At 41.4% G+C, this 18,915-nt stretch carries 24 protein-coding genes; 16 read left to right on the forward strand and 8 right to left on the reverse strand.

Going from position 1 to position 18,915, the window contains the following annotated elements; all coding sequences use genetic code 11:
* From K1I80_RS02900 to K1I80_RS02910, 3 genes are all read right to left on the reverse strand, one after another.
* Entirely contained in the window at nucleotides 1-1,113 is a 1,113-nt protein-coding gene (locus K1I80_RS02900; RefSeq protein WP_317627760.1) for a cysteine desulfurase family protein, read from the reverse strand.
* 10 nt (nucleotides 1,114-1,123) lie between these two features.
* Nucleotides 1,124-2,080 (reverse strand): ribose-phosphate diphosphokinase, encoded by a 957-nt coding sequence (locus K1I80_RS02905; protein ID WP_002897526.1) that lies wholly within the window; start codon nucleotides 2,078-2,080, stop codon nucleotides 1,124-1,126.
* Between the two features lie 136 nt (nucleotides 2,081-2,216).
* Nucleotides 2,217-2,780, reverse strand: a complete 564-nt coding sequence (locus K1I80_RS02910) for a CYTH domain-containing protein (protein ID WP_317627761.1) — start codon at nucleotides 2,778-2,780, stop codon at nucleotides 2,217-2,219.
* 95 nt (nucleotides 2,781-2,875) lie between these two features.
* Here K1I80_RS02910 and K1I80_RS02915 point away from each other — a divergent pair, with 95 nt between their 5' ends.
* The 5 genes from K1I80_RS02915 (at nucleotide 2,876) to mutY (ending at nucleotide 7,460) form a co-directional block, all read left to right on the forward strand.
* Complete coding sequence (locus tag K1I80_RS02915; RefSeq protein WP_125407102.1) at nucleotides 2,876-3,547, forward strand: GTP pyrophosphokinase; 672 nt, start codon at nucleotides 2,876-2,878, stop codon at nucleotides 3,545-3,547.
* Nucleotides 3,531-4,349: an NAD kinase gene (locus K1I80_RS02920; RefSeq protein WP_284431856.1), complete on the forward strand. Its 819-nt coding sequence runs from the start codon at nucleotides 3,531-3,533 to the stop codon at nucleotides 4,347-4,349. Before K1I80_RS02915 ends, K1I80_RS02920 begins: the two co-directional genes overlap by 17 nt.
* Nucleotides 4,346-5,233 (forward strand): RluA family pseudouridine synthase, encoded by an 888-nt coding sequence (locus tag K1I80_RS02925; protein ID WP_004191242.1) that lies wholly within the window; start codon nucleotides 4,346-4,348, stop codon nucleotides 5,231-5,233. The genes K1I80_RS02920 and K1I80_RS02925 overlap by 4 nt, the downstream gene beginning before the upstream one ends.
* A 23-nt stretch (nucleotides 5,234-5,256) precedes the next feature.
* The gene (gene pta / locus K1I80_RS02930; RefSeq protein ID WP_002900314.1) at nucleotides 5,257-6,234 is read left to right on the forward strand and encodes a phosphate acetyltransferase; all 978 of its coding nucleotides are present in this window, start codon (nucleotides 5,257-5,259) and stop codon (nucleotides 6,232-6,234) included.
* Between the two features lie 65 nt (nucleotides 6,235-6,299).
* Nucleotides 6,300-7,460, forward strand: coding sequence for an A/G-specific adenine glycosylase (gene mutY, locus K1I80_RS02935; RefSeq protein WP_223312949.1), 1,161 nt, complete (start codon nucleotides 6,300-6,302; stop codon nucleotides 7,458-7,460).
* 46 nt (nucleotides 7,461-7,506) lie between these two features.
* Here the strand turns inward: mutY and K1I80_RS02940 are convergent, their stop codons facing one another.
* From K1I80_RS02940 to K1I80_RS02960, 5 genes are all read right to left on the reverse strand, one after another.
* Nucleotides 7,507-7,854: a thioredoxin domain-containing protein gene (locus tag K1I80_RS02940; RefSeq protein WP_223312948.1), complete on the reverse strand. Its 348-nt coding sequence runs from the start codon at nucleotides 7,852-7,854 to the stop codon at nucleotides 7,507-7,509.
* Between the two features lie 120 nt (nucleotides 7,855-7,974).
* On the reverse strand, nucleotides 7,975-9,693 hold the full coding sequence (locus tag K1I80_RS02945) for a phospho-sugar mutase (RefSeq protein ID WP_223312947.1): 1,719 nt from the start codon (nucleotides 9,691-9,693) through the stop codon (nucleotides 7,975-7,977).
* 237 nt (nucleotides 9,694-9,930) lie between these two features.
* Nucleotides 9,931-10,494, reverse strand: coding sequence for an ECF transporter S component (locus K1I80_RS02950; RefSeq protein WP_223312946.1), 564 nt, complete (start codon nucleotides 10,492-10,494; stop codon nucleotides 9,931-9,933).
* A complete protein-coding gene (gene coaC, locus K1I80_RS02955) occupies nucleotides 10,478-11,029 on the reverse strand; it encodes a phosphopantothenoylcysteine decarboxylase (protein ID WP_223312945.1) in 552 nt (183 codons plus the stop codon). The genes K1I80_RS02950 and coaC overlap by 17 nt, the downstream gene beginning before the upstream one ends.
* 11 nt (nucleotides 11,030-11,040) lie before the next feature.
* Nucleotides 11,041-11,724 (reverse strand): phosphopantothenate--cysteine ligase, encoded by a 684-nt coding sequence (locus K1I80_RS02960; protein ID WP_125434229.1) that lies wholly within the window; start codon nucleotides 11,722-11,724, stop codon nucleotides 11,041-11,043.
* A 213-nt stretch (nucleotides 11,725-11,937) separates the two neighbouring features.
* Here K1I80_RS02960 and K1I80_RS02965 point away from each other — a divergent pair, with 213 nt between their 5' ends.
* The 11 genes from K1I80_RS02965 (at nucleotide 11,938) to K1I80_RS03015 (ending at nucleotide 18,871) form a co-directional block, all read left to right on the forward strand.
* Complete coding sequence (locus K1I80_RS02965) at nucleotides 11,938-13,608, forward strand: formate--tetrahydrofolate ligase (protein ID WP_223312944.1); 1,671 nt, start codon at nucleotides 11,938-11,940, stop codon at nucleotides 13,606-13,608.
* A 75-nt stretch (nucleotides 13,609-13,683) separates the two neighbouring features.
* A complete protein-coding gene (locus tag K1I80_RS02970; RefSeq protein WP_223312943.1) occupies nucleotides 13,684-14,217 on the forward strand; it encodes a GNAT family N-acetyltransferase in 534 nt (177 codons plus the stop codon).
* Nucleotides 14,214-14,828, forward strand: coding sequence for a DUF5052 family protein (locus K1I80_RS02975; RefSeq protein ID WP_223312942.1), 615 nt, complete (start codon nucleotides 14,214-14,216; stop codon nucleotides 14,826-14,828). Before K1I80_RS02970 ends, K1I80_RS02975 begins: the two co-directional genes overlap by 4 nt.
* Nucleotides 14,829-14,917: 89 nt before the next feature.
* Nucleotides 14,918-15,097 (forward strand): hypothetical protein, encoded by a 180-nt coding sequence (locus tag K1I80_RS02980; protein ID WP_032907766.1) that lies wholly within the window; start codon nucleotides 14,918-14,920, stop codon nucleotides 15,095-15,097.
* Nucleotides 15,098-15,099: 2 nt separating this feature from the next.
* Nucleotides 15,100-16,053 (forward strand): replication initiator protein A, encoded by a 954-nt coding sequence (locus K1I80_RS02985; RefSeq protein WP_223312941.1) that lies wholly within the window; start codon nucleotides 15,100-15,102, stop codon nucleotides 16,051-16,053.
* Between the two features lie 64 nt (nucleotides 16,054-16,117).
* Nucleotides 16,118-16,432, forward strand: coding sequence for a hypothetical protein (locus K1I80_RS02990; protein WP_223312940.1), 315 nt, complete (start codon nucleotides 16,118-16,120; stop codon nucleotides 16,430-16,432).
* Nucleotides 16,425-16,736 (forward strand): hypothetical protein, encoded by a 312-nt coding sequence (locus K1I80_RS02995; RefSeq protein ID WP_223312701.1) that lies wholly within the window; start codon nucleotides 16,425-16,427, stop codon nucleotides 16,734-16,736. Before K1I80_RS02990 ends, K1I80_RS02995 begins: the two co-directional genes overlap by 8 nt.
* Nucleotides 16,737-17,052: 316 nt before the next feature.
* Nucleotides 17,053-17,358 (forward strand): hypothetical protein, encoded by a 306-nt coding sequence (locus K1I80_RS03000; protein WP_223312939.1) that lies wholly within the window; start codon nucleotides 17,053-17,055, stop codon nucleotides 17,356-17,358.
* Between the two features lie 18 nt (nucleotides 17,359-17,376).
* A complete protein-coding gene (locus tag K1I80_RS03005; protein WP_002905332.1) occupies nucleotides 17,377-17,601 on the forward strand; it encodes a hypothetical protein in 225 nt (74 codons plus the stop codon).
* A 17-nt stretch (nucleotides 17,602-17,618) separates the two neighbouring features.
* A complete protein-coding gene (locus K1I80_RS03010) occupies nucleotides 17,619-18,371 on the forward strand; it encodes a type IV secretion system protein (RefSeq protein ID WP_223312938.1) in 753 nt (250 codons plus the stop codon).
* A 41-nt stretch (nucleotides 18,372-18,412) separates the two neighbouring features.
* Nucleotides 18,413-18,871 carry a hypothetical protein gene (locus K1I80_RS03015; RefSeq protein ID WP_223312937.1) on the forward strand — a complete coding sequence of 153 codons (459 nt, stop codon included), beginning with the start codon at nucleotides 18,413-18,415 and terminating at the stop codon, nucleotides 18,869-18,871.
* Nucleotides 18,872-18,915: the final 44 nt, after the last annotated feature.

The following is an 18,915-nucleotide window of genomic DNA, read 5'->3' on the forward strand; positions in this document are numbered from 1 at the left end:
TTATCCTCCTAAAATTTCTTTTAATTTCTTTGTAAATGATTGAATCTCTTGCAGAGTCGTTTGGTCCGAAGTGCTGATCCGAATGGACTCATACAAGCGGTTGGAATCCTTGCCATACATAGCCTGCAAGACATGACTGGGTTGTATAGCTCCGGCTGTACAGGCTGAGCCTGTTGAAATGGAAAAGCCATTTAAATCCATTCGAAGCAGAAGTAGGTCATTCTTTTGATTGGGAAATCCCAAATTGATGACGTATGGCAAGCTTGGCTGACTTTCATTTAAGTAAAAGTCAATGTCTGATAAGTCAGCAAGTAAGCTGTTTTTTAAGTCTTGCGCATGCGCTAGTTTTTCCTCAAGATATTCCGTGCTATCTGACAGAGCCGCCGCCATACCTGTGATAGAGATTAGATTTTCAGTTCCGGCCCGGTGTTTTTCTTCCTGGTCGCCACCGTGCATGAAATTGTCAAAATCCATCTTCTTGGCATAAAGGAAGCCAACGCCTTTGGGACCATGAAATTTATGCGCTGAAGCAGATAGAAAGTCAATCCCTAGCTCTTCAGGGTAGATGGGAAGTTTACCAATTGCTTGGACAGCATCAACGTGAAAAACAGCAGGATGTTCTTGCAGTAATTCACTAATTTCCTTAATGGGAAGGATAGCACCAGTTTCGTTATTAACTGCCATGACAGATACAAGAATAGTGTCAGGTCTAAGTGCCTTTTTAATATCCGCCGCTCGAATCTGACCATCCACCGGCTGAACAAAAGTAGCTTCAAAGCCGAATTTGTCTACTAAGTACTCCACCACTTCTAAGACAGCATGGTGTTCAATAGCAGTGGTAACAATATGTTTTCCTCGGTTCTGGTGACGAAGGGCATAGCCTTTGATAGCAGTATTGTTGCTTTCAGTGCCACCTGAAGTAAAAAGAATCTTATTGCTTTGAGTATGCAGAGCTTGAGCAATATCCTCACGCGCCTGTCTGAGGAGTTTACTAGCTTCTCGGCCATGACTATGCGTACTGGATGGATTTCCAAAGACGGTCATAGCTTTGGTCATTGCTTGGATTGCAGCAGGCGACAAAGCAGTTGTAGCGGCATTATCTAAATAAATCACTCCGGTTACCTTATTTCTTTTGATAGGCAAAGAGTGGGCTGACTGGTTTTCTCTCTTGAATGCGGACAATAGCATCACCAATCAGTTCACTAGCTGTAATGTAGTGGAGATTCTTAGGTGTTTTTTCTTTGGTATCAACAGAGTCGGTCACAAGAATTTCCCTGATAGGAGAATTATCCAGCAATTCCGCAGCTTTATCCGCGAAGAGACCATGACTGGATACAGCATAGATTTCGACTGCGCCTTCACGACAGACAATTTTAGCTGCTTCAGAGAAAGTCCGACCGGTATTTAAAATGTCGTCAATCAGAATAGCTTTCTTGCCCTCGACATCTCCAATGATATATCCCTCAGAGCGACCCGCCTCATCTTCGCCATAATCAATGATAGCGATAGGGGCATCCAGATATTCAGCCAAATTGCGGGCGCGTTTTACACCAGAGTTTTTAGGGCTGACGACAACGACATCATCGCCAGTAAGGCCCATGTTGCAGTAGTGTTTGGCAAAGAGTGGGATAGTGAAGAGGTTATCTACTGGGATATCAAAGAATCCTTGGACCTGCACGGCATGAAGATCCAGAGAAATCACGCGATCTACTCCAGCTCCAACAAGCATGTTGGCAACCAGTTTAGCTGTGATTGGCTCGCGAGGAGCAGCAGTCCGATCCTGACGGGCATAACCAAAATAAGGCATGACAACATTAATCGTATTAGCACTTGCACGCTTGCAGGCATCCACCATAATCAAGAGCTCCATCAAGTGATTATTGACAGGGAAGCTAGTAGACTGAATGATGTAAATATCATAGCCACGAACGCTTTCTTCAATGTTAATCTGAATCTCGCCGTCCGAGAATTGGCGGGAGGAAAGTTTTCCCAAAGGAACCCCAGCAGCCTCAGCGATTTTTTCAGCTATGGAATGATTGGAGTTGAGGGAAAAAAGCTTCATATTTTTTTTATCTGACATGAGTTGGACCGTCCTCTTTTTGTGTCATTTCTATAATCTAATGCTCCATGAAATTTATATTTCAATAGTCTTTAGATTGCTACCTTTTATTTTACCAAAAAAAATAGATTATTTCAGCTATTTTGTGGTTGTTGATTTACAAGTTTTCAGAAAATCTTGCCATCTTGCTCTTACCAGGTTTGTAGTCGATGCTGTGCTGTTTTAGGAAGTTCAAGAAATTTTCTTTTCCTTTTTCGAAATCTTCAACTTCAACTTCGAGTTCGAAGTCTGTTTTGCCCAAGTAGTGACTCTCATCCAGAGCAAGCAGACCGATTTCGTCTTCTTTTTCATAGCGGATAGTCTCTAGAGAGCCTAGAATCTTCAAGTCTTGGATGGGAATTTCTTTCTGAAGCAGCGTTTCTAAAATCTCTCCCGTAGGAAATTTATTGTTCTGCAAAATATTTTCAGTTTCTTCTGGTGTTAAGTTCTGATTGAGTTCCAAGGATCCGACTTCTTGAGGAATCTTGAGAGTCAGCTCAGCTTCGCGATGGTTAAAAGTCCGTACTCGAAAAGCCATGTGAGCGTGTCGGATACTCTGCTGATCTGAATCGATGTAGTAGTTGGTCTGGCTAATAGGCGATATATCAGCAAATAACTGGAGCAGACGGTCGTGCTCTTCTTTAGTTAGCATGGTTTTGAATTCAATTTCTAAGTGATTCATTTTCATATCCTTTTCTTTTTTTTGAAAGCGATTTATGTTATAATAACAGTTGTGTTTATTTTATACAAAAAATAATGATATGACAAGGTAAGTGTATGACAATAGAATGGGAAGAGTTTTTAGACCCCTATATTCAAGCTGTTGGAGAGCTGAAAATTAAGTTGCGTGGGGTGCGAAAGCAATACCGCAAGCAGCAACGCCATTCTCCGATTGAGTTTGTGACCGGACGCGTCAAGCCGATTGAGAGCATTAAAGAAAAGATGGTTCTGCGAGGCATTCGAGAGGAAAATATCGAGCAGGAGATGCAGGATATCGCTGGCTTACGGGTCATGGTCCAGTTTGTTGATGATGTGGATGAAGTTTTAGAAGTCCTGCGAAACCGGACTGATATGCGCATTGTGCAGGAGCGGGATTATATTAAAAACAAAAAAGCCAGTGGCTATCGGAGCTATCATGTGATTATAGAGTATCCGGTCGATACAATTAATGGTCATAGGCTTATTCTGGCTGAGATTCAGATTCGCACCCTTTCGATGAATTTTTGGGCTACGATTGAGCATTCTTTGAATTACAAGTATAAAGGAGAATTTCCCGAGGAAATCAAATGCCGCTTGGAAACGACAGCTAATCTTGCCTATCAGCTGGATGAGGAGATGGGAGAAATCCGTGATGCTATCCAGGAGGCGCAGGCTCTCTTTGATCCTCTTCACCGCAAGTTAAATGACGGTGTGGGAAATAGTGATGATACAGATGAAGAATACAGATAAAAAAATAGCGATTATCCGCAATCGGAAAAGACAGAGTGAACAAGTTTATCAAGATTTAAAGCAGAAGCTTAAACAGAATGGCTTTATTTTAACTCCTAAGAATCCCGACATCGTGATTTCAGTAGGCGGTGACGGCATGCTGCTATCAGCTTTTCATATGTATGAAGAACAGCTGGATCGGGTCCGCTTTGTCGGTGTGCATACAGGGCATCTCGGCTTCTATACGGACTACCGTGATTTTGAACTAGATAAGCTTGTCGAAAATCTTAAACTGGACACTGGTGCTCAGGTTTCTTATCCAATTTTAAATGTCAAAATCACTTTTGAAAATGGTGATACACGCACTATTCGTGCTTTGAACGAAGCAACAATCAAGCGTTCGGATCGGACTATGGTAGCTGATGTCATTATCAATCGGGTTCATTTCGAGCGTTTCCGAGGAGATGGGATTTCCGTTTCTACTCCGACAGGCAGTACAGCCTATAACAAATCTCTAGGTGGAGCGGTATTACATCCGACAATCGAAGCCTTACAGGTGACAGAAATTGCCAGTCTCAACAATCGGGTTTATCGAACGTTGGGCTCGTCGGTCATTGTTCCCAAAAAGGATAAGATTGAGCTGGTGCCGACCCGCAGTGACTATCACACTATTGCGGTTGATAATCAGACTTTCTCTTTCAAAAATATTGTCCGTATTGAGTATCAGATTGACAATCATAAGATACATTTTGTGGCTTCACCAAGCCATACCAGCTTTTGGAATCGTGTCAGAGACTCCTTTATTGGAGAGTGCCAGGAATGAGGTTTGAGTTTATTGCTGATGAGCATGTCAAGGTAAAGACTTTTTTGAAGCGACACGAAATTTCCAAAGGCCTCTTGGCTAAGATAAAATTTTCCGGCGGAAACATTCTTGTCAACCATCAACCTCAGAACGCTATTTATCTCTTGGATATTGGCGATAAAGTGTCGATTGACATCCCGTCTGAAAAGGGATTTGAGAGTCTGAAAGCTGTTGATAAGGACTTGTATGTCGTCTACGAGGATGAGCATTTCTTGGTTTTGGATAAGCCGGCAGGGGTGGCTAGCATTCCCAGTGTTAATCATTCCAACACTATGGCTAATTTCGTTAAGGCTTACTATATTCGTCAGGGCTATGAAAACCAGCAGGTGCATATCGTGACGCGTCTGGATAAGGATACAAGTGGGCTCATGCTCTTTGCCAAGCATGGCTATGCTCATGCCAGATTGGACAAGCAGCTGCAGAAGAAGCTGATAGAAAAGCGCTATTACGCTCTAGTTCAGGGGACTGGTGACTTAGAAGAGCAAGGTGAGATTATTGCTCCGATTGGACGCAACCCTGAGAGTATCATTACGAGGCGTGTGACAGAGGATGGCAAGTACGCCCATACCAGTTATAAGATTATAGAGCAGTTCGGAGATGTCTATCTGGTGGATATCCATCTTCATACCGGGCGGACTCATCAAATCCGCGTTCACTTTTCACATATTGGCTTTCCGCTTTTGGGTGACGAACTTTATGGAGGGAGTTTGGAACACGGAATAGAGCGTCAGGCTTTACATTGTCATTCTTTGAAATTCTATAATCCTTTTAGTGGTCAGGAAGTTGAGCGTGCCAGTCCTTTGCCAGAAGATTTTAAACAAGTTATTGAGAAATTAAAAGAATAAGAGATAAAGGAGTTTTAAGAAACATGAAAATTTTTGATTCAATTCGTGAAGCCTTGAAAGATAAGGAAGTAAAAATTGTCTTGCCGGAGGGTGAAGAGCCACGGATTTTGCAAGCTACTAAACGCTTGGTGAAAGAAACCGATATTACTCCAGTTCTTTTGGGGAATCCTGATAAAATACGTATTTATCTAGAAATTGAGGGAGTAAAAGAAGGATATCAGGTTATTGATCCTTCAAACTGTTCCTGCTTTGAGGAATTGGTAGAAGCATTCGTTGAGCGTCGTAAAGGGAAAATCACTGCGGATGAAGCACGTCAGTTGCTCAAAGAAGATGTCAACTACTTTGGGGTTATGTTGGTTTATCTTGGTAAGGTTCAAGGGATGGTGTCTGGCGCGATTCACTCCACAGCAGCGACTGTTCGGCCAGCTCTTCAAATCATTAAGACCCTGCCTTGGGTTTCTCGTACTTCAGGAGCCTTCCTCATGGTGCGTGATGATGAACGCTACATTTTCAGTGACTGTGCCATCAATATCGATCCAGATGCCAATGTTTTGGCGGAGATTGCTGTTAACTCAGCTTTGACAGCACAAATTTTCGGTATTGATCCCAAAGTTGCCATGCTCAGCTATTCGACCAAGGGCTCTGGTTTCGGTGAAAAGGTTGATAAGGTAGTGGAAGCGACTAAGCTGGCTCAGGAAATGCGTCCAGACTTGGCTATCGATGGTGAATTGCAGTTTGATGCAGCTTTCGTTCCTGCAACAGCAGAGTTGAAAGCGCCTGGCAGCCCGGTTGCTGGTCAAGCGACTGTCTTTGTCTTTCCAAGTATCGAGGCTGGGAATATCAGTTACAAAATGGCAGAGCGTTTGGGTGGCTTTTCAGCAGTAGGACCTATCCTGCAGGGACTTAACCACCCAGTTAATGACCTTTCTCGAGGCTGTAATGCGGATGATGTTTATAAGCTGACTTTGATTACAGCCAGTCAGGCTGTTGGTCATTATTAAACGATAAGAAACAATTGGAGGGCATAAGCTCTTCAATTTTTCTTGTCTTATGCTATACTAGATTTATGTTAGATTTGAAAGAATACGGAATTGAGATGTGGGAGGCAAATAAAATCGCCTCTTTTCGAGAGAAATTATTAACTTGGTATGATGAAAACAAACGTGACCTGCCTTGGCGCAGAACAAATAATCCTTATCATATCTGGGTTTCTGAGATTATGCTGCAGCAGACTAGAGTTGATACGGTGATTCCTTACTATGAGCGTTTTCTTGACTGGTTTCCGACAGTAGCTGATTTAGCTCAGGCTCCAGAGGATAGACTGCTCAAGGCTTGGGAAGGGTTAGGATATTATTCGCGGGTGCGAAATATGCAAAAAGCAGCCCAGCAGATAATGACAGATTTCGCTGGAAAATTTCCTGATAGCTATGAAGGAATTGCTAGCCTCAAAGGAATTGGACCTTATACGGCTGGTGCCATTGCAAGTATCGCTTTTGGACTAGCTGAGCCTGCGGTGGATGGCAATGTTATGCGGGTACTGAGTCGATTGTTTGAAGTTGATTTAGATATTGGCCAACCTAGCAATCGGAAGGTCTTTCAAGCCATGATGGAGATTCTGATTGATCGATGCAGACCCGGAGATTTCAATCAAGCACTGATGGATCTGGGGTCAGATATTGAAGCTCCTGTTAATCCTCATCCAGAAGACAGTCCTGTGAAAGAGTTCAGCGCAGCTTATTTGCACGGAACTATGGATAAATATCCAATCAAAGCCCCTAAAAAGAAGCCAGTTCCGGTCTATCTGCAAGGCTTGATTATCGAAAACGAACAGGGACAATTCTTACTTGAAAAGAATGAGGCTGCTGGCTTGTTATCAGGTTTTTGGCATTTTCCCTTGATTGAAGTCGAGGAATTTCAAACTGAAAATCAAATGTCCCTCTTTGAGGTGGCTGAAAATCAGCCCAGCCTGGACTTGTCTCCTCAAGAAAGCTTTGAGCAGGATTATGATTTGATTGTTGATTGGCAGCAGCAGTCCTTTTCAAAAGTTCAGCATGTTTTCAGTCATCGCAAGTGGCATATCCAGTTAGCTTATGGCCGTGTTAAAGATAGCCAGCACGCAGCTGATGGAGAAGTCTTGTGGCTTCATCCAGGAGACTTTGGCAATTACCCCTTTGCCAAACCCCAGCAGAAGATGTGGGAGGCTTTTCAGGAAGCTAGAAATAAATAAAAAATCTGAGACTCTTTTTGTCTCAGATTTTTGAATTGAATCAATTTTATAAGTTTGCAAAAGCTTTAATCTCATCTGCAGTCATAGAAGAATCACAACGAACAGATACTTGGCCGTCTTGAACATGAACAAAACCAGGAACTGTCGGAATGCTGTATTCAGAGCGGAAGGCTTGCAGTTTCTCTAATTCGCTGGCTTCTTCGCTATTGATAAAGAAAATATGTGCCTTGGTATCAGCGACAACGCCAGCAAGAGTAGCAGCGAATTTTCGACAGTAAGGGCAAGTTTTGCGACCAACGAAGAAAGTTGCAGTCTCTTTGTCAGCAATTGCTTGACGAGCGCGGTCAACAGTTGCGACTTCCAAGTCTTTAATATTTTGAGCAAATTGTTCCATAAATAATCCTCATTTCTTTTGATAAAACTAGTATGCCATAAAAATCAGAAAAATGCTTGATTTGGAAACGAAAAACCAGAGAATGTGAAATTCATCCTCTGGTTGATTGATAGTGTTGTTTTACTTGATAAAGGCATTAATCTCTGCTTCAATAGCAGCAATTTTTGCTTGAGCGTCTTCATTGCTGTCACCGACAACGGCAATGTAGAACTTGATTTTTGGTTCTGTTCCAGATGGGCGAACAGCAATCCAAGAAGCATCAGCCAAGGTGTATTTTAGCACATCGCTTGGAGGAGTCGTCAGAGCTGTAACAGTACCATCAACAGCGGTAGAAGTCTGCGCCTTAAAGTCTTCAGTAACAGAAATAGCAGTAGCGTTGAATTCTTTTGGAGCATTGTCACGGAACTTAGCCATGATAGACTTGATTTGCTCAGCTCCATCAACACCAGACAGAGTGACAGAGATAGTCTTTTCAGCAAAGTAACCATATTCTTTGTAGATTTCTTCAATACCGTCAGCCAGAGTCAAGCCACGTGAGCGGTAGTAGGCAGCTAGCTCAGCCACAACCAAAACAGCTTGGATAGCGTCTTTATCACGAACAAATGGTTTAATCAAATAGCCGAAGCTTTCTTCAAATCCCATCATGTAGGTGTGATTGTGCTTTTCTTCGAATTCTTGAATCTTTTCAGCGATGAATTTGAAACCTGTCAAGACATTGAACATGGTTGCACCGTAGCTTTCAGCAATCTTAGTCACCAAGTCAGTGGAAACGATAGACTTGCAGAGAGCTGCGTTAGCTGGCAGAGTTCCAGCGCTCTTATGAGCTTCCAAGATGTACTTAGCCATGATGGCTCCGATTTGGTTACCTGAAAGGTTGAGGTAGCTTCCGTCTTTTTGCAGAACTTCCACACCGACACGGTCAGCATCTGGGTCAGTTGCGACCAGGACATCTGCACCAACTTTACGGCCTAATTCCTCAGCCAAGGCAAAGGCTGCTTGACTTTCAGGGTTTGGAGACTTAACAGTAGAGAAGTCAGGATCAGCTACAGCTTGAGCTTCAACAACTTCAACAGAATCAAATCCTGCTTGAGCCAAAGCACGACGAGCCAACATTTCACCAGTACCGTGCAACGGAGTATAGACAATCTTCATGTCCTTGCCGTATTCATCAATCAGTTTTTGGTTGATATTGACATCTTTAACTTCCTTGAGGTATTCAGCATCAATAGCATCGCCAATCACTTCAATCAAGCCAGAAGCTTTTTCAGCTTCAACATCAGCGACCTCAATAGCAAAAGGATTTTCAATCGCACGGATGTAGTCAGTCAATGCATCTGCATCATGCGGAGGCATTTGTCCGCCGTCTTCACCATATACCTTGTAGCCATTAAATGGAGCAGGGTTGTGGCTGGCTGTAATCATGATACCAGTGAAAGTTCCAAGATGGCGTACTGCAAATGAAAGTTCTGGAGTTGGGCGCAGACTTTCAAAGACATAGGACTTGATGCCGTGCTTAGCTAAAACAGCAGCAGATTCAAAGGCAAATTCTGGTGAGAAATGACGGGAGTCGTAAGCAATCGCAACACCGCGTTTTTTGAACTCATCACCTTTCTCTTCAATCAAGCGAGCCAAACCTTCGGTTGCCTGACGGACAACATAAATATTAATACGGTTGGTACCAGCGCCAATTAAACCACGCATACCAGCAGTACCAAACTCAAGATTGGTGTAAAAGGCATCTTCCTTAGTCTTTTCGTCCATACTATTCAAGTCTTCACGAAGATAGTCAGGAAGTTCAGCATAATCAAGCCATTTTTTGAAGTTATCTTGATAAGTCATAGGTGGATTCTCCTTTATTTTTGAAATAAAGAGTTGGAAATTTTAGTAAAAAATCCTGCTCTTAAATTTTCTTAATCGCTTACATTGTAGCATATTTTCATTAATTTTGAAAGAGGTTACCTAGAAAACGATGAAATACTTTTCAAGGCATTGTTTCAAGATTTTCAAGCTGGTATTGCAGAATTGCGAGATTAAAAAAGACCAAAGCATTGCTTGGTCAGGAAAATTAATTTATCATCATTTTTTGGCTTTTTCAAGTGCAGGGATGATAGTTGCTGTCAAAATAGCAGAAATGATTAACTCGGCAATGGAATTTGCTGATAGAATCACAGCTAGAAGTGCTTTAATATCCCCTTGATATACATTTGCAAAGAGAAAGAAAATACCTCCCAAGACGAAGACGGTATTGGTGGCAGAACCTACGGAACCTGCTACAATCAAGCCAGCCTTATTTTTCATTGCTTTATATACGAAATAAGGAGTGATACCGATGAGAATGCGAGGCACCATGGCAATAAGAAGCGAAGAAAGGCTTCCATTTGGCACAAAAGGGCTAAAGAGATAGCTAGTTGGCAGCAGCACTAAGGTATTGGTAATAACACTGATACATCCCATGAGGCCGCCTAGGACAGCTCCGACTTTAGGGCCATAGAGGATACTGGCGATAATCACTGGGATGTGAATAATCGTAGGTTTAATCGGTACTGGAAGTAAGTTGAAAATAACCGAGCTGAGCAGGTGCAGTACCAACATGATGGCAAAGAAAATAGCAATTTGAGCAATTTTAGACTGTTTTTTCATAAATAAGTTCCTTTACTGTATCAATAATCGTATCAATTTCAGCTAGAGCACCTGTTCCCTGATCGCCACAGGCTAACACAGCTTCACGTGGCTGGATAATCTTCCATCCAAAACGCTGCAGACGCTCCAAATTGTGCTGAGTTAGTGGATTTTCAAACATCTTAGTGTTCATAGCTGGAGCTAAAACTTTCTTCGTATGAGGCTGCAGAGCCAGTGCAGTAGCTGTCAGCATATTGTCAGCAAGACCATTAGCCAACTTCGCGATGGTATTGGCTGTTGCAGGCGCAAGCAAAAAGAGGTCAGACTTTTTAGCGATATCAATGTGATTGACCTTGCTAGGGTCAGGTTCTTGCATAATATCGATTGCAACTGGTCTTTGCGACAAGACTTGCAGGGTCAGCGGTGTGATAAATTCTGTCGCTGCATCTGTCATGAGGATAGCAACTTCAAAGTTTTCTTTCTTTAGACGGCTAGTGATATCAGCAGCTTTGTAAGCTGATATGCTGCCGCTGACGGCTAAGGTAATCTGTGTCATCATTTACCTCCTTATGGACTATGGATATGCAGGTAGAGGAGCTGCGCAATTTCTTCTTTGGATTGAGCTTGGGTTACATTATCTTTTCCGACAAGATAGGCTTTGTGCTCCTGGTTAGAAATCTCTGTCAAATCATTGGCGACAATGATTTCTGCCTGATTTTTTATGAGACTGGCTCGTGCGGTCTCGAGTAACTCTTCGTTAGAAACATCAACCAAGAGTTTGAAGCCAATCAAGCGAATGTCTGGATTCCATTTTTTTACCAGGCTGATGATTTTAGGTGTCTTTTTGAGAAAAAGAACTTGAACATCATCCTGAGAAGAAATCTTGCTTTCTGAGTTAGTCTTATTCAGGAATTCAGTCATATCAGTGCTAGCTGCTACAGCTTCCAAACCAGTCATATAGACGGGGGTGTAGTCTGAGACAGCCATTGCATGAATCAGTACATCATGTGTGTGAACGAGCGGCTCCAGGGTTTCAAGCAATTCTGAAACATTTTCAATCAGTACAATGGTAAGATTGGGATGAGCTGCAGGGCGGACAGCCTTGGGAGTCGTCACCAGAGTCACCTGATCGCCCTTGTCTAGGAAAGTTTCAGCTATGATTTTCCCAAGCTGGCCTGTCGAATGATTGGTAATAGAGCGGACACGGTCGATTTTCTCGCTGGTCCCGCCAGAAGTAATCAATATGTTCATAGCACTATTTTACAAGAAAAAAGAAATTTAGTAAAATAATTCTAATTACAGAGTGTCACAGCGGAAAATAATTCTCTGAAATCTTATATTTTAGAGAATATAATTTTCTTAACTTTCCTTTTTTCCGAACATTAAAATCTTTTTAGAGCTTAATTATGTAGATTTTGCTCTTTTTTGTTATAATCTTTATATTAATTGACAGAGGAGTTCTTGATGAAAACAGATATTGAAATTGCTCAAAGTGTTGAATTGCAGCCTATTGTTGATGTAGTGAAAAAAGTCGGCATCAACTATGATGACTTGGAATTATATGGTAAGTATAAGGCTAAGCTCAGCTTTGATAAAATTCGTGAGGTTGAAAACAATCCTGTTGGCAAGCTGATTTTGGTGACGGCGATCAATCCGACACCTGCTGGAGAAGGTAAATCTACCATTACTATTGGACTGGCTGACGCGCTTAACAAGATTGGCAAGAAAACTATGATTGCCATTCGCGAACCATCTCTGGGGCCTGTAATGGGCATCAAGGGAGGAGCAGCTGGTGGCGGTCACGCGCAGGTTCTACCGATGGAAGACATTAACTTGCATTTTACTGGTGACATGCACGCCATTACGACTGCTAATAATGCTCTATCTGCTCTCATCGATAATCATCTTCATCAGGGAAATGCACTGGGAATCGATCAGCGTCGTATTATCTGGAAGCGGGTGGTTGACCTAAATGATCGGGCTCTTCGCCATGTGACTGTTGGCTTAGGAAGTCCGGTTAATGGTATTCCACGCGAAGATGGTTTTGATATCACGGTCGCTTCTGAAATTATGGCGATTCTTTGCCTAGCTACGGATATTGAAGATTTGAAAAATCGCTTGGCAAACATTGTTATCGGTTATCGTTATGACCGCACACCAGTCTATGTTCGTGACCTTGAGGTAGAAGGAGCCTTGGCTTTGGTCTTAAAAGATGCGATTAAGCCAAATCTAGTTCAGACTATTTACGGTACACCAGCCTTTGTTCATGGCGGGCCTTTTGCCAATATCGCCCATGGCTGTAACTCTGTTTTAGCCACTAGTACAGCGCTTCGCTTGGCTGATTATACAGTGACAGAAGCAGGATTTGGTGCAGATCTTGGTGCTGAAAAATTCTTAGATATTAAAACCCCAAACTTGCCAACCTCTCCGGATGCAGTCGTAATTGTTGCAACCTTACGTGCCCTCAAGATGAATGGTGGTGTGGCTAAGGATGCTCTGACAGAAGAAAATGTTGAGGCGGTACGAGCTGGCTTTGCCAATCTCAAACGTCACGTTGAAAATATCCGCAAGTTCGGTATTCCAGCGGTAGTAGCCATCAATGAATTTGTTTCAGATACAGAGGCTGAAATTGCTACGCTCAAAGAACTTTGTGCAGAAATTAAGGTGCCCGTTGAGTTAGCCAGCGTCTGGGCTGATGGCGCTCAAGGTGGTGTGTCTCTAGCTGAGACTGTAGTCAAAACTATTAATGAAGAACCTGCTCATTACACTCGCCTCTATGACAATGACCTCTCTATTGAAGAAAAAATTGAAAAAATTGTCACAGAAATCTATCGTGGTTCGAAGGTGAACTTTGAGAAAAAAGCGCAGACTCAGATTCGCGAAATTGTCAAAAACGGATGGGATAAGTTGCCAATCTGTATGGCCAAAACACAGTATAGCTTCTCAGACAATCCTGCTGCTCTGGGTGCGCCAGAAAACTTTGAAATTACCATTCGTGAACTGGTACCAAAACTGGGAGCAGGCTTTATCGTGGCTTTGACAGGAGATGTCATGACTATGCCTGGTTTACCAAAACGTCCTGCAGCACTCAATATGGATGTGGCGGCAGACGGTACAGCGATTGGACTATTTTGATCTTGGTTTAAAAGGCTCTTTACGAGCCTTTTTGGTATAATAGTGAAAATAATGAGAATAGAATATGGAGTCAATATGAACATTAGATTAGCAACTCCATCAGACGCTGCAACCTTGCTTGCTATTTATGCGCCTTATGTAGAGAATACAGCCATCACTTTTGAATATGAAGTACCAACCATTGAGGATTTTGCAAATAGGATTGAAAAAACGTTGGGAAAATATCCTTATCTGGTAGCGGAAGAAGACGGTTTAATTTTAGGCTATGCCTATGCTTCGACTTATTATGCGCGTGCCGCCTATGATTGGGCGGTGGAATTGTCCGTCTATGTCAGTCAAGATGCTAGAGGAAAAGGAGTCGGCAGTAAGCTTTATGATAAGCTTGAAGAGCTGTTAGATCAGATGGGATATATGCATTTTCTAGCCTGTATTTCTCTGCCAAATGAAGCCAGCCTGGCTTTGCATCGAAAAAGAGGCTACCAGCAGGTGGCGCATTTCCCTAAAATTGGCTATAAATTCGATTGTTGGCATGACATTGTTTGGTTGCAAAAGTCCTTAGAAAAGCAAGCTGGGCCAATCAAACTTTTAAAAGAAATGGAGTGGAAATGATGAAAAAGAAATACCTATTAATAGCTCTTTTAAGCATTGGTCTTTTGACCTTGACCGGTTGTCAGGCCATTGAAAATTGGTTTAAAAATGCTAAGGAGGAATGGATTGGTTTAGAGATGACAGTTCGCACCTATGATGAAAATTCTCAGCTCATTGACCAGATGTCGGGCAAATCTCTATCCATCTCTCGTAACGAGGAGTTTGACTCAGTTGATGCGGAAGGAATTTCCAAGGAAGATTCTTCTGTGCTCAAAATCACCTTGGGTAAGTATGAGATTGACCATGTGGGCTCTTCCTTGATTGCAGAAGAAAAAGGCTTGAAAGATGTCTTTGCTCAGTATCAAAAGACTGCAGATGTTGAGGAGAATAGCCATTCTGTCCCTGTTCTAAATCGCATGATTTCAGCCTTTAAAAACGACTTTACCGGAAAGAAAAAGGTTATTCTGATTCGCTCTCAAAACGGGACTCCTCTGGCAGCCTATGCTGGCGACCGAGTCTCTCTAGATAAATCCGATGCTCCTAAAACTTCTGAATTACTGATTGACGGTAAGCGTCTCGTGATTTATCGCTGCGACTACACTATTTATGACCGTAAGTGTCTAGAGTTTTGAGAAAGTGAAAAATTGAATAAGAAATTGACGAGGAAATGAGAAATCATTTCCTCGTTTTTTTGTTGTTCAAAGAAAAGGAGCATTTGCTTATGAATAAAAAAGGACTTCCTAAACAAAGACAATCAAGAAATATGGTGATTATGGAATGTATGGAATTAACTGGTTGGTCACGAGCGAAAGTAGTAGCTTCTCTCAAGGAGCTAGAAGCTGCAAACCTAATTAAGTTTCCAACTGCAGGCGGAGTGATGCTTCGAGAGGAGGCGCTGTAATAATGGTTGATAACGGAAGAATATCCCTAGCCCAAGGTTTAGGCAGTGAAAGTTTTTATCAATTACCTAAAGTGATGATTGGTTCAAAATATTACAGCAAGTTAAAATCAGAAGCCAAAATGATGTTTATGTTGCTTAGGGATCGTATGGGGGCTTCGATTGAGAATGCCAGAAAAGGCGATATGCGTTTTGTTGATGATAATCAAGATGTCTTTATCTACTATCCCATTGAAGAGCTTGTTGAGGATCTTGGCTGGAAACGTGACAAAGTTATGTCACTCAAAAAAAAGCTTATCGAGTACGACCTTATTGATGAAGTCCGGCAAGGTTTGAAGAAGGCTAACCGGATCTACGTTAAGAACGTTGAAACTCGTATAGAACTTCTGAATATGGATTTTGAACAGGCAAAACAGTCTGAAATTCCAGTAAAATCGCCTGAAGTCGGAAAAACCGACTTCAAGAAGTCGGAAAAATCGACTTCAAGAGGTCGGAAAAGTCGACTTCAAGAAGTCGGGAAATCCGACTCAAGTAAGAATAAATCTAGTGAGATTAAACAGAGTGAGAATAAAAATAATATTGATAGTTCTAGAAAGGCTGGGGCTGATAGTCCATCTATTCAAAAAAAATCTGAGGGGAAATATATCCAGCCAGAATACTACTCATTGCTGCAGGTGATTTCGGATAAATACAATGGCAAGTTTGAGCAGTACGATACAAGCCTATATAAAATTCGAGAATATAAATTGACACATCATCAGAAAATGCTTATAGGGCAGTATCTTGAAGATGGATATGTAACCAGTAATGAAGTCTTAGATATTATTGAACGCATGCCCTTTGATGCAGAACAACCCCTCGCTTATCTGCTGAAATGCCTGGAGAACCTCAAGGAAGAACGTAGACTAGAAGCTAAAATAGCAGCTCATAGAAATGCTGAATTAAAGTATGGAGGGTGAGGATATAGACAAAGAACAATCTGTCCTCAAATTGTGAGCTATCAAGCGAAGAAAGGAGATAGAGATGAATAGCAACGAAAACAAAAAAGAAAAAGGTTTTAGCCTATCAGATCTCGCAGTATTTTTATTGATTCCCTGGCTGCTTACCATGCTAATCCTAATATTTTTCATCTCGTTAGGTAGCTTGTTCTGGATAATTTGGAATACGTTGGCTTTGTTTACTGAAATACCAGTAACACCGAAACAAAATTTCTTACCATTCGTGATAGTTGAAAATTTTGAAAATATATACATTTTCATTGCGGTTAGTTTCTATTCTTTCATTTTAGGTCTTGTCTGGGTAATCAAAAATATGAGAAACAAGGTGCATCATGATTAAAATATTTAATTTTTTTCATAAGAGATTAGACTATGTCATTGGCTTTACAGCTGGCCCAGCTTTGTTTGCTACTGTTTTATATTCTGTGAAGAATGCTAAAGTAGCTCTCGTAATAGCTTTGGTCATATTGCTTGTTGTTGGAATTGCTTTTATTACGATGCCAGCAAATACCCCAGAGGAAAAGCAAAAAAGAAAAGAATGTGTGGAATCTGCAACTTTTATAATCATTTCATTTGTTGTTGCAGCTACAGTATACAACCTTATGACCAATGACTTTCAAATAATATCTGATCAGTTGTACTGATTAAATCTTTTTTCGTAGATTTTAATACTTGACCTAAGTAAGTCTCTAAACTGCTTCTAGTTCCTTGAAAATTGAATACCCCCGCTGTCCTGATTAGCGTGACCTAGACATAAAAGAGAAATAGGGGCGGCGAGTAACTAGAAAAGGATATCTAGTGTCGGTCACATGACGCAAAGCCACGGTTGACTTGTCCCGTAAGGCGAAGGAGTTTTTGGGGTTTACCAGACTAAAATAACCCTGCGTAAGAAATACGGAAGGCAGTTACGCACTGTCTCGGCAAGCTGTAAATCAGCAATTTTCAGAAGGGGGATTAACCATGACTGAAAAAAACGACATAAAGTCAGTGACCATCTCTGACCTCAAAAAGATGGGAAAACATAGCAGAGCAACTGCTCGTCTTGACTCAGGAGAAGAGATTATCCTGGGTCCTAAATATGCGACTCAAAGACGGTCAGGCATTATTGCCGGCCAAGTCCAGGAAGTGGATTTAATTATCCCCTACACTGCTCGATTGATCAGTCAGATACGGACCATCAAAGTCGGTCCAGTTTTGGTCGCAAGGAAAATGAAACAACAACGAAAAACCTGCCTGTTGTTGACGGGGCAGGGTTATAAGAAATAATACAAGGAGAATAAAATAATGGAAATTTTCACAACAATCATTCGTTTTTTAGGTATTGGAATTAACATTGGCGGAGCATTGTTTATTGCAGAAGGATGGCAGACATACGCTGCAGGTAAAAGTTCTAATAGTCCTAATGAACGACTTCAAGGACAAAATAGCATGATTTATGGTGGCATGATGATTGCTGGAGGAACAATTGTAATGACCTATGTAGCTAATCAAATTGCTGCTCTTGGATAAAACTAACGGAGGCAGATATGGACGTTGATCAAATTAAAGAATTGACCCAGAGCCTCGCTGAATATGCACCTAAAGTTAATGAGATGTCAACTCTTATTAACTCTTCTAGTATGAAAGCTGCACAATTAATAATTGCTGTAATGTTTCTAATCGAGCTGGATTCTTGGTATCGATATTTGAAACGGGAGGGAGGCGGTTTGAATAGTGGCCTCTTTGCAGAATTAGCTGTGAAGTTTTTATTTGCTTTTATTCTTGTCACTTATTCTGCGACAATTTTTGATGGTATTGTAGAACTTTTTGGTTACATTTTAAGAGGTTTAAGCAAGATAATATCAATTGTTGCTTTTAAGGGATCTGTAAAAACAGATGGAGTAGATGGTTGGGTTTTAAAGAATTTCTTGGGCCTAATAAGTTGGCTGTCGGAAGCAGTTTCTAGTATCTCTATAAAAATGATTATTTTTATGAGGGCTTTTGAAATGTATATACTCAAAGCAATTGCTCCACTAATCATTGCTTTCTGGATGGCAGATAGCACCAGAGATATGGCTAAAAATCTACTTAAGCAATTTGCAGCAGCCGCTTTTCAAGGAATTGTATTATTCATTGTAGTTGCTATTTATGCTGCTTTTGTAACAGACGATCTCTTTAAGGTTTCAACTGGTAAAGCCGGTGCGGATATTGCTTTTGCTGGGATTTTTAAATTACTTGTTTTTATATTTACAATCTGGAAAACCCAGCAACAGTCTAAAAAATTATTCGGAACTTCCTAGTGAATTATGCTATAATAATAAAAAGGGGAAGGGGTGAGAGGATGGCAACAGAATTAGAAAGAGCAGTTAAAAAGCTTAATCAGGCGTTAAGTCAAGCTTCGGAAGAAGAGCGTACAGAGTTTCTGGAACAGAATTTTCAGCCGGATCAATTTGAGCTGACTTCTAAAGCAACTGTTCCTAACTGGAAAAAGTTTGTTTCCCAGTTAGGTCGGTTGCTAGCTAGGGCAGGATTTATTGTGCTTCGGGTATTGCTTTGGATTCTCAAGGCTCCTTTTTTCATTCTTTCCTTCCTGAAAAATTGGTTTTTTATGGGCTTAGGATTGTGGGTGATGTGTTGGTTTCTTGATGGGGTTTATCGGGTTGTTATATTAGATCAGTATAGACCTTTCCAATCAACTCCAACATCGATTAATGACAACATCACTACAATAATAGTGATTATAGCAGGGATTTTATCCCTGATTGGAACGGCTTTACAATATAAAGGCGAGATTGACTAGAATTGACAGAAAACACTTTGCAGACAGTAAGGTGTTTTTATTGT

The organism is Streptococcus sanguinis (assembly GCF_019929225.1).
GTDB classification, from domain to species: domain Bacteria; phylum Bacillota; class Bacilli; order Lactobacillales; family Streptococcaceae; genus Streptococcus; species Streptococcus sanguinis_J.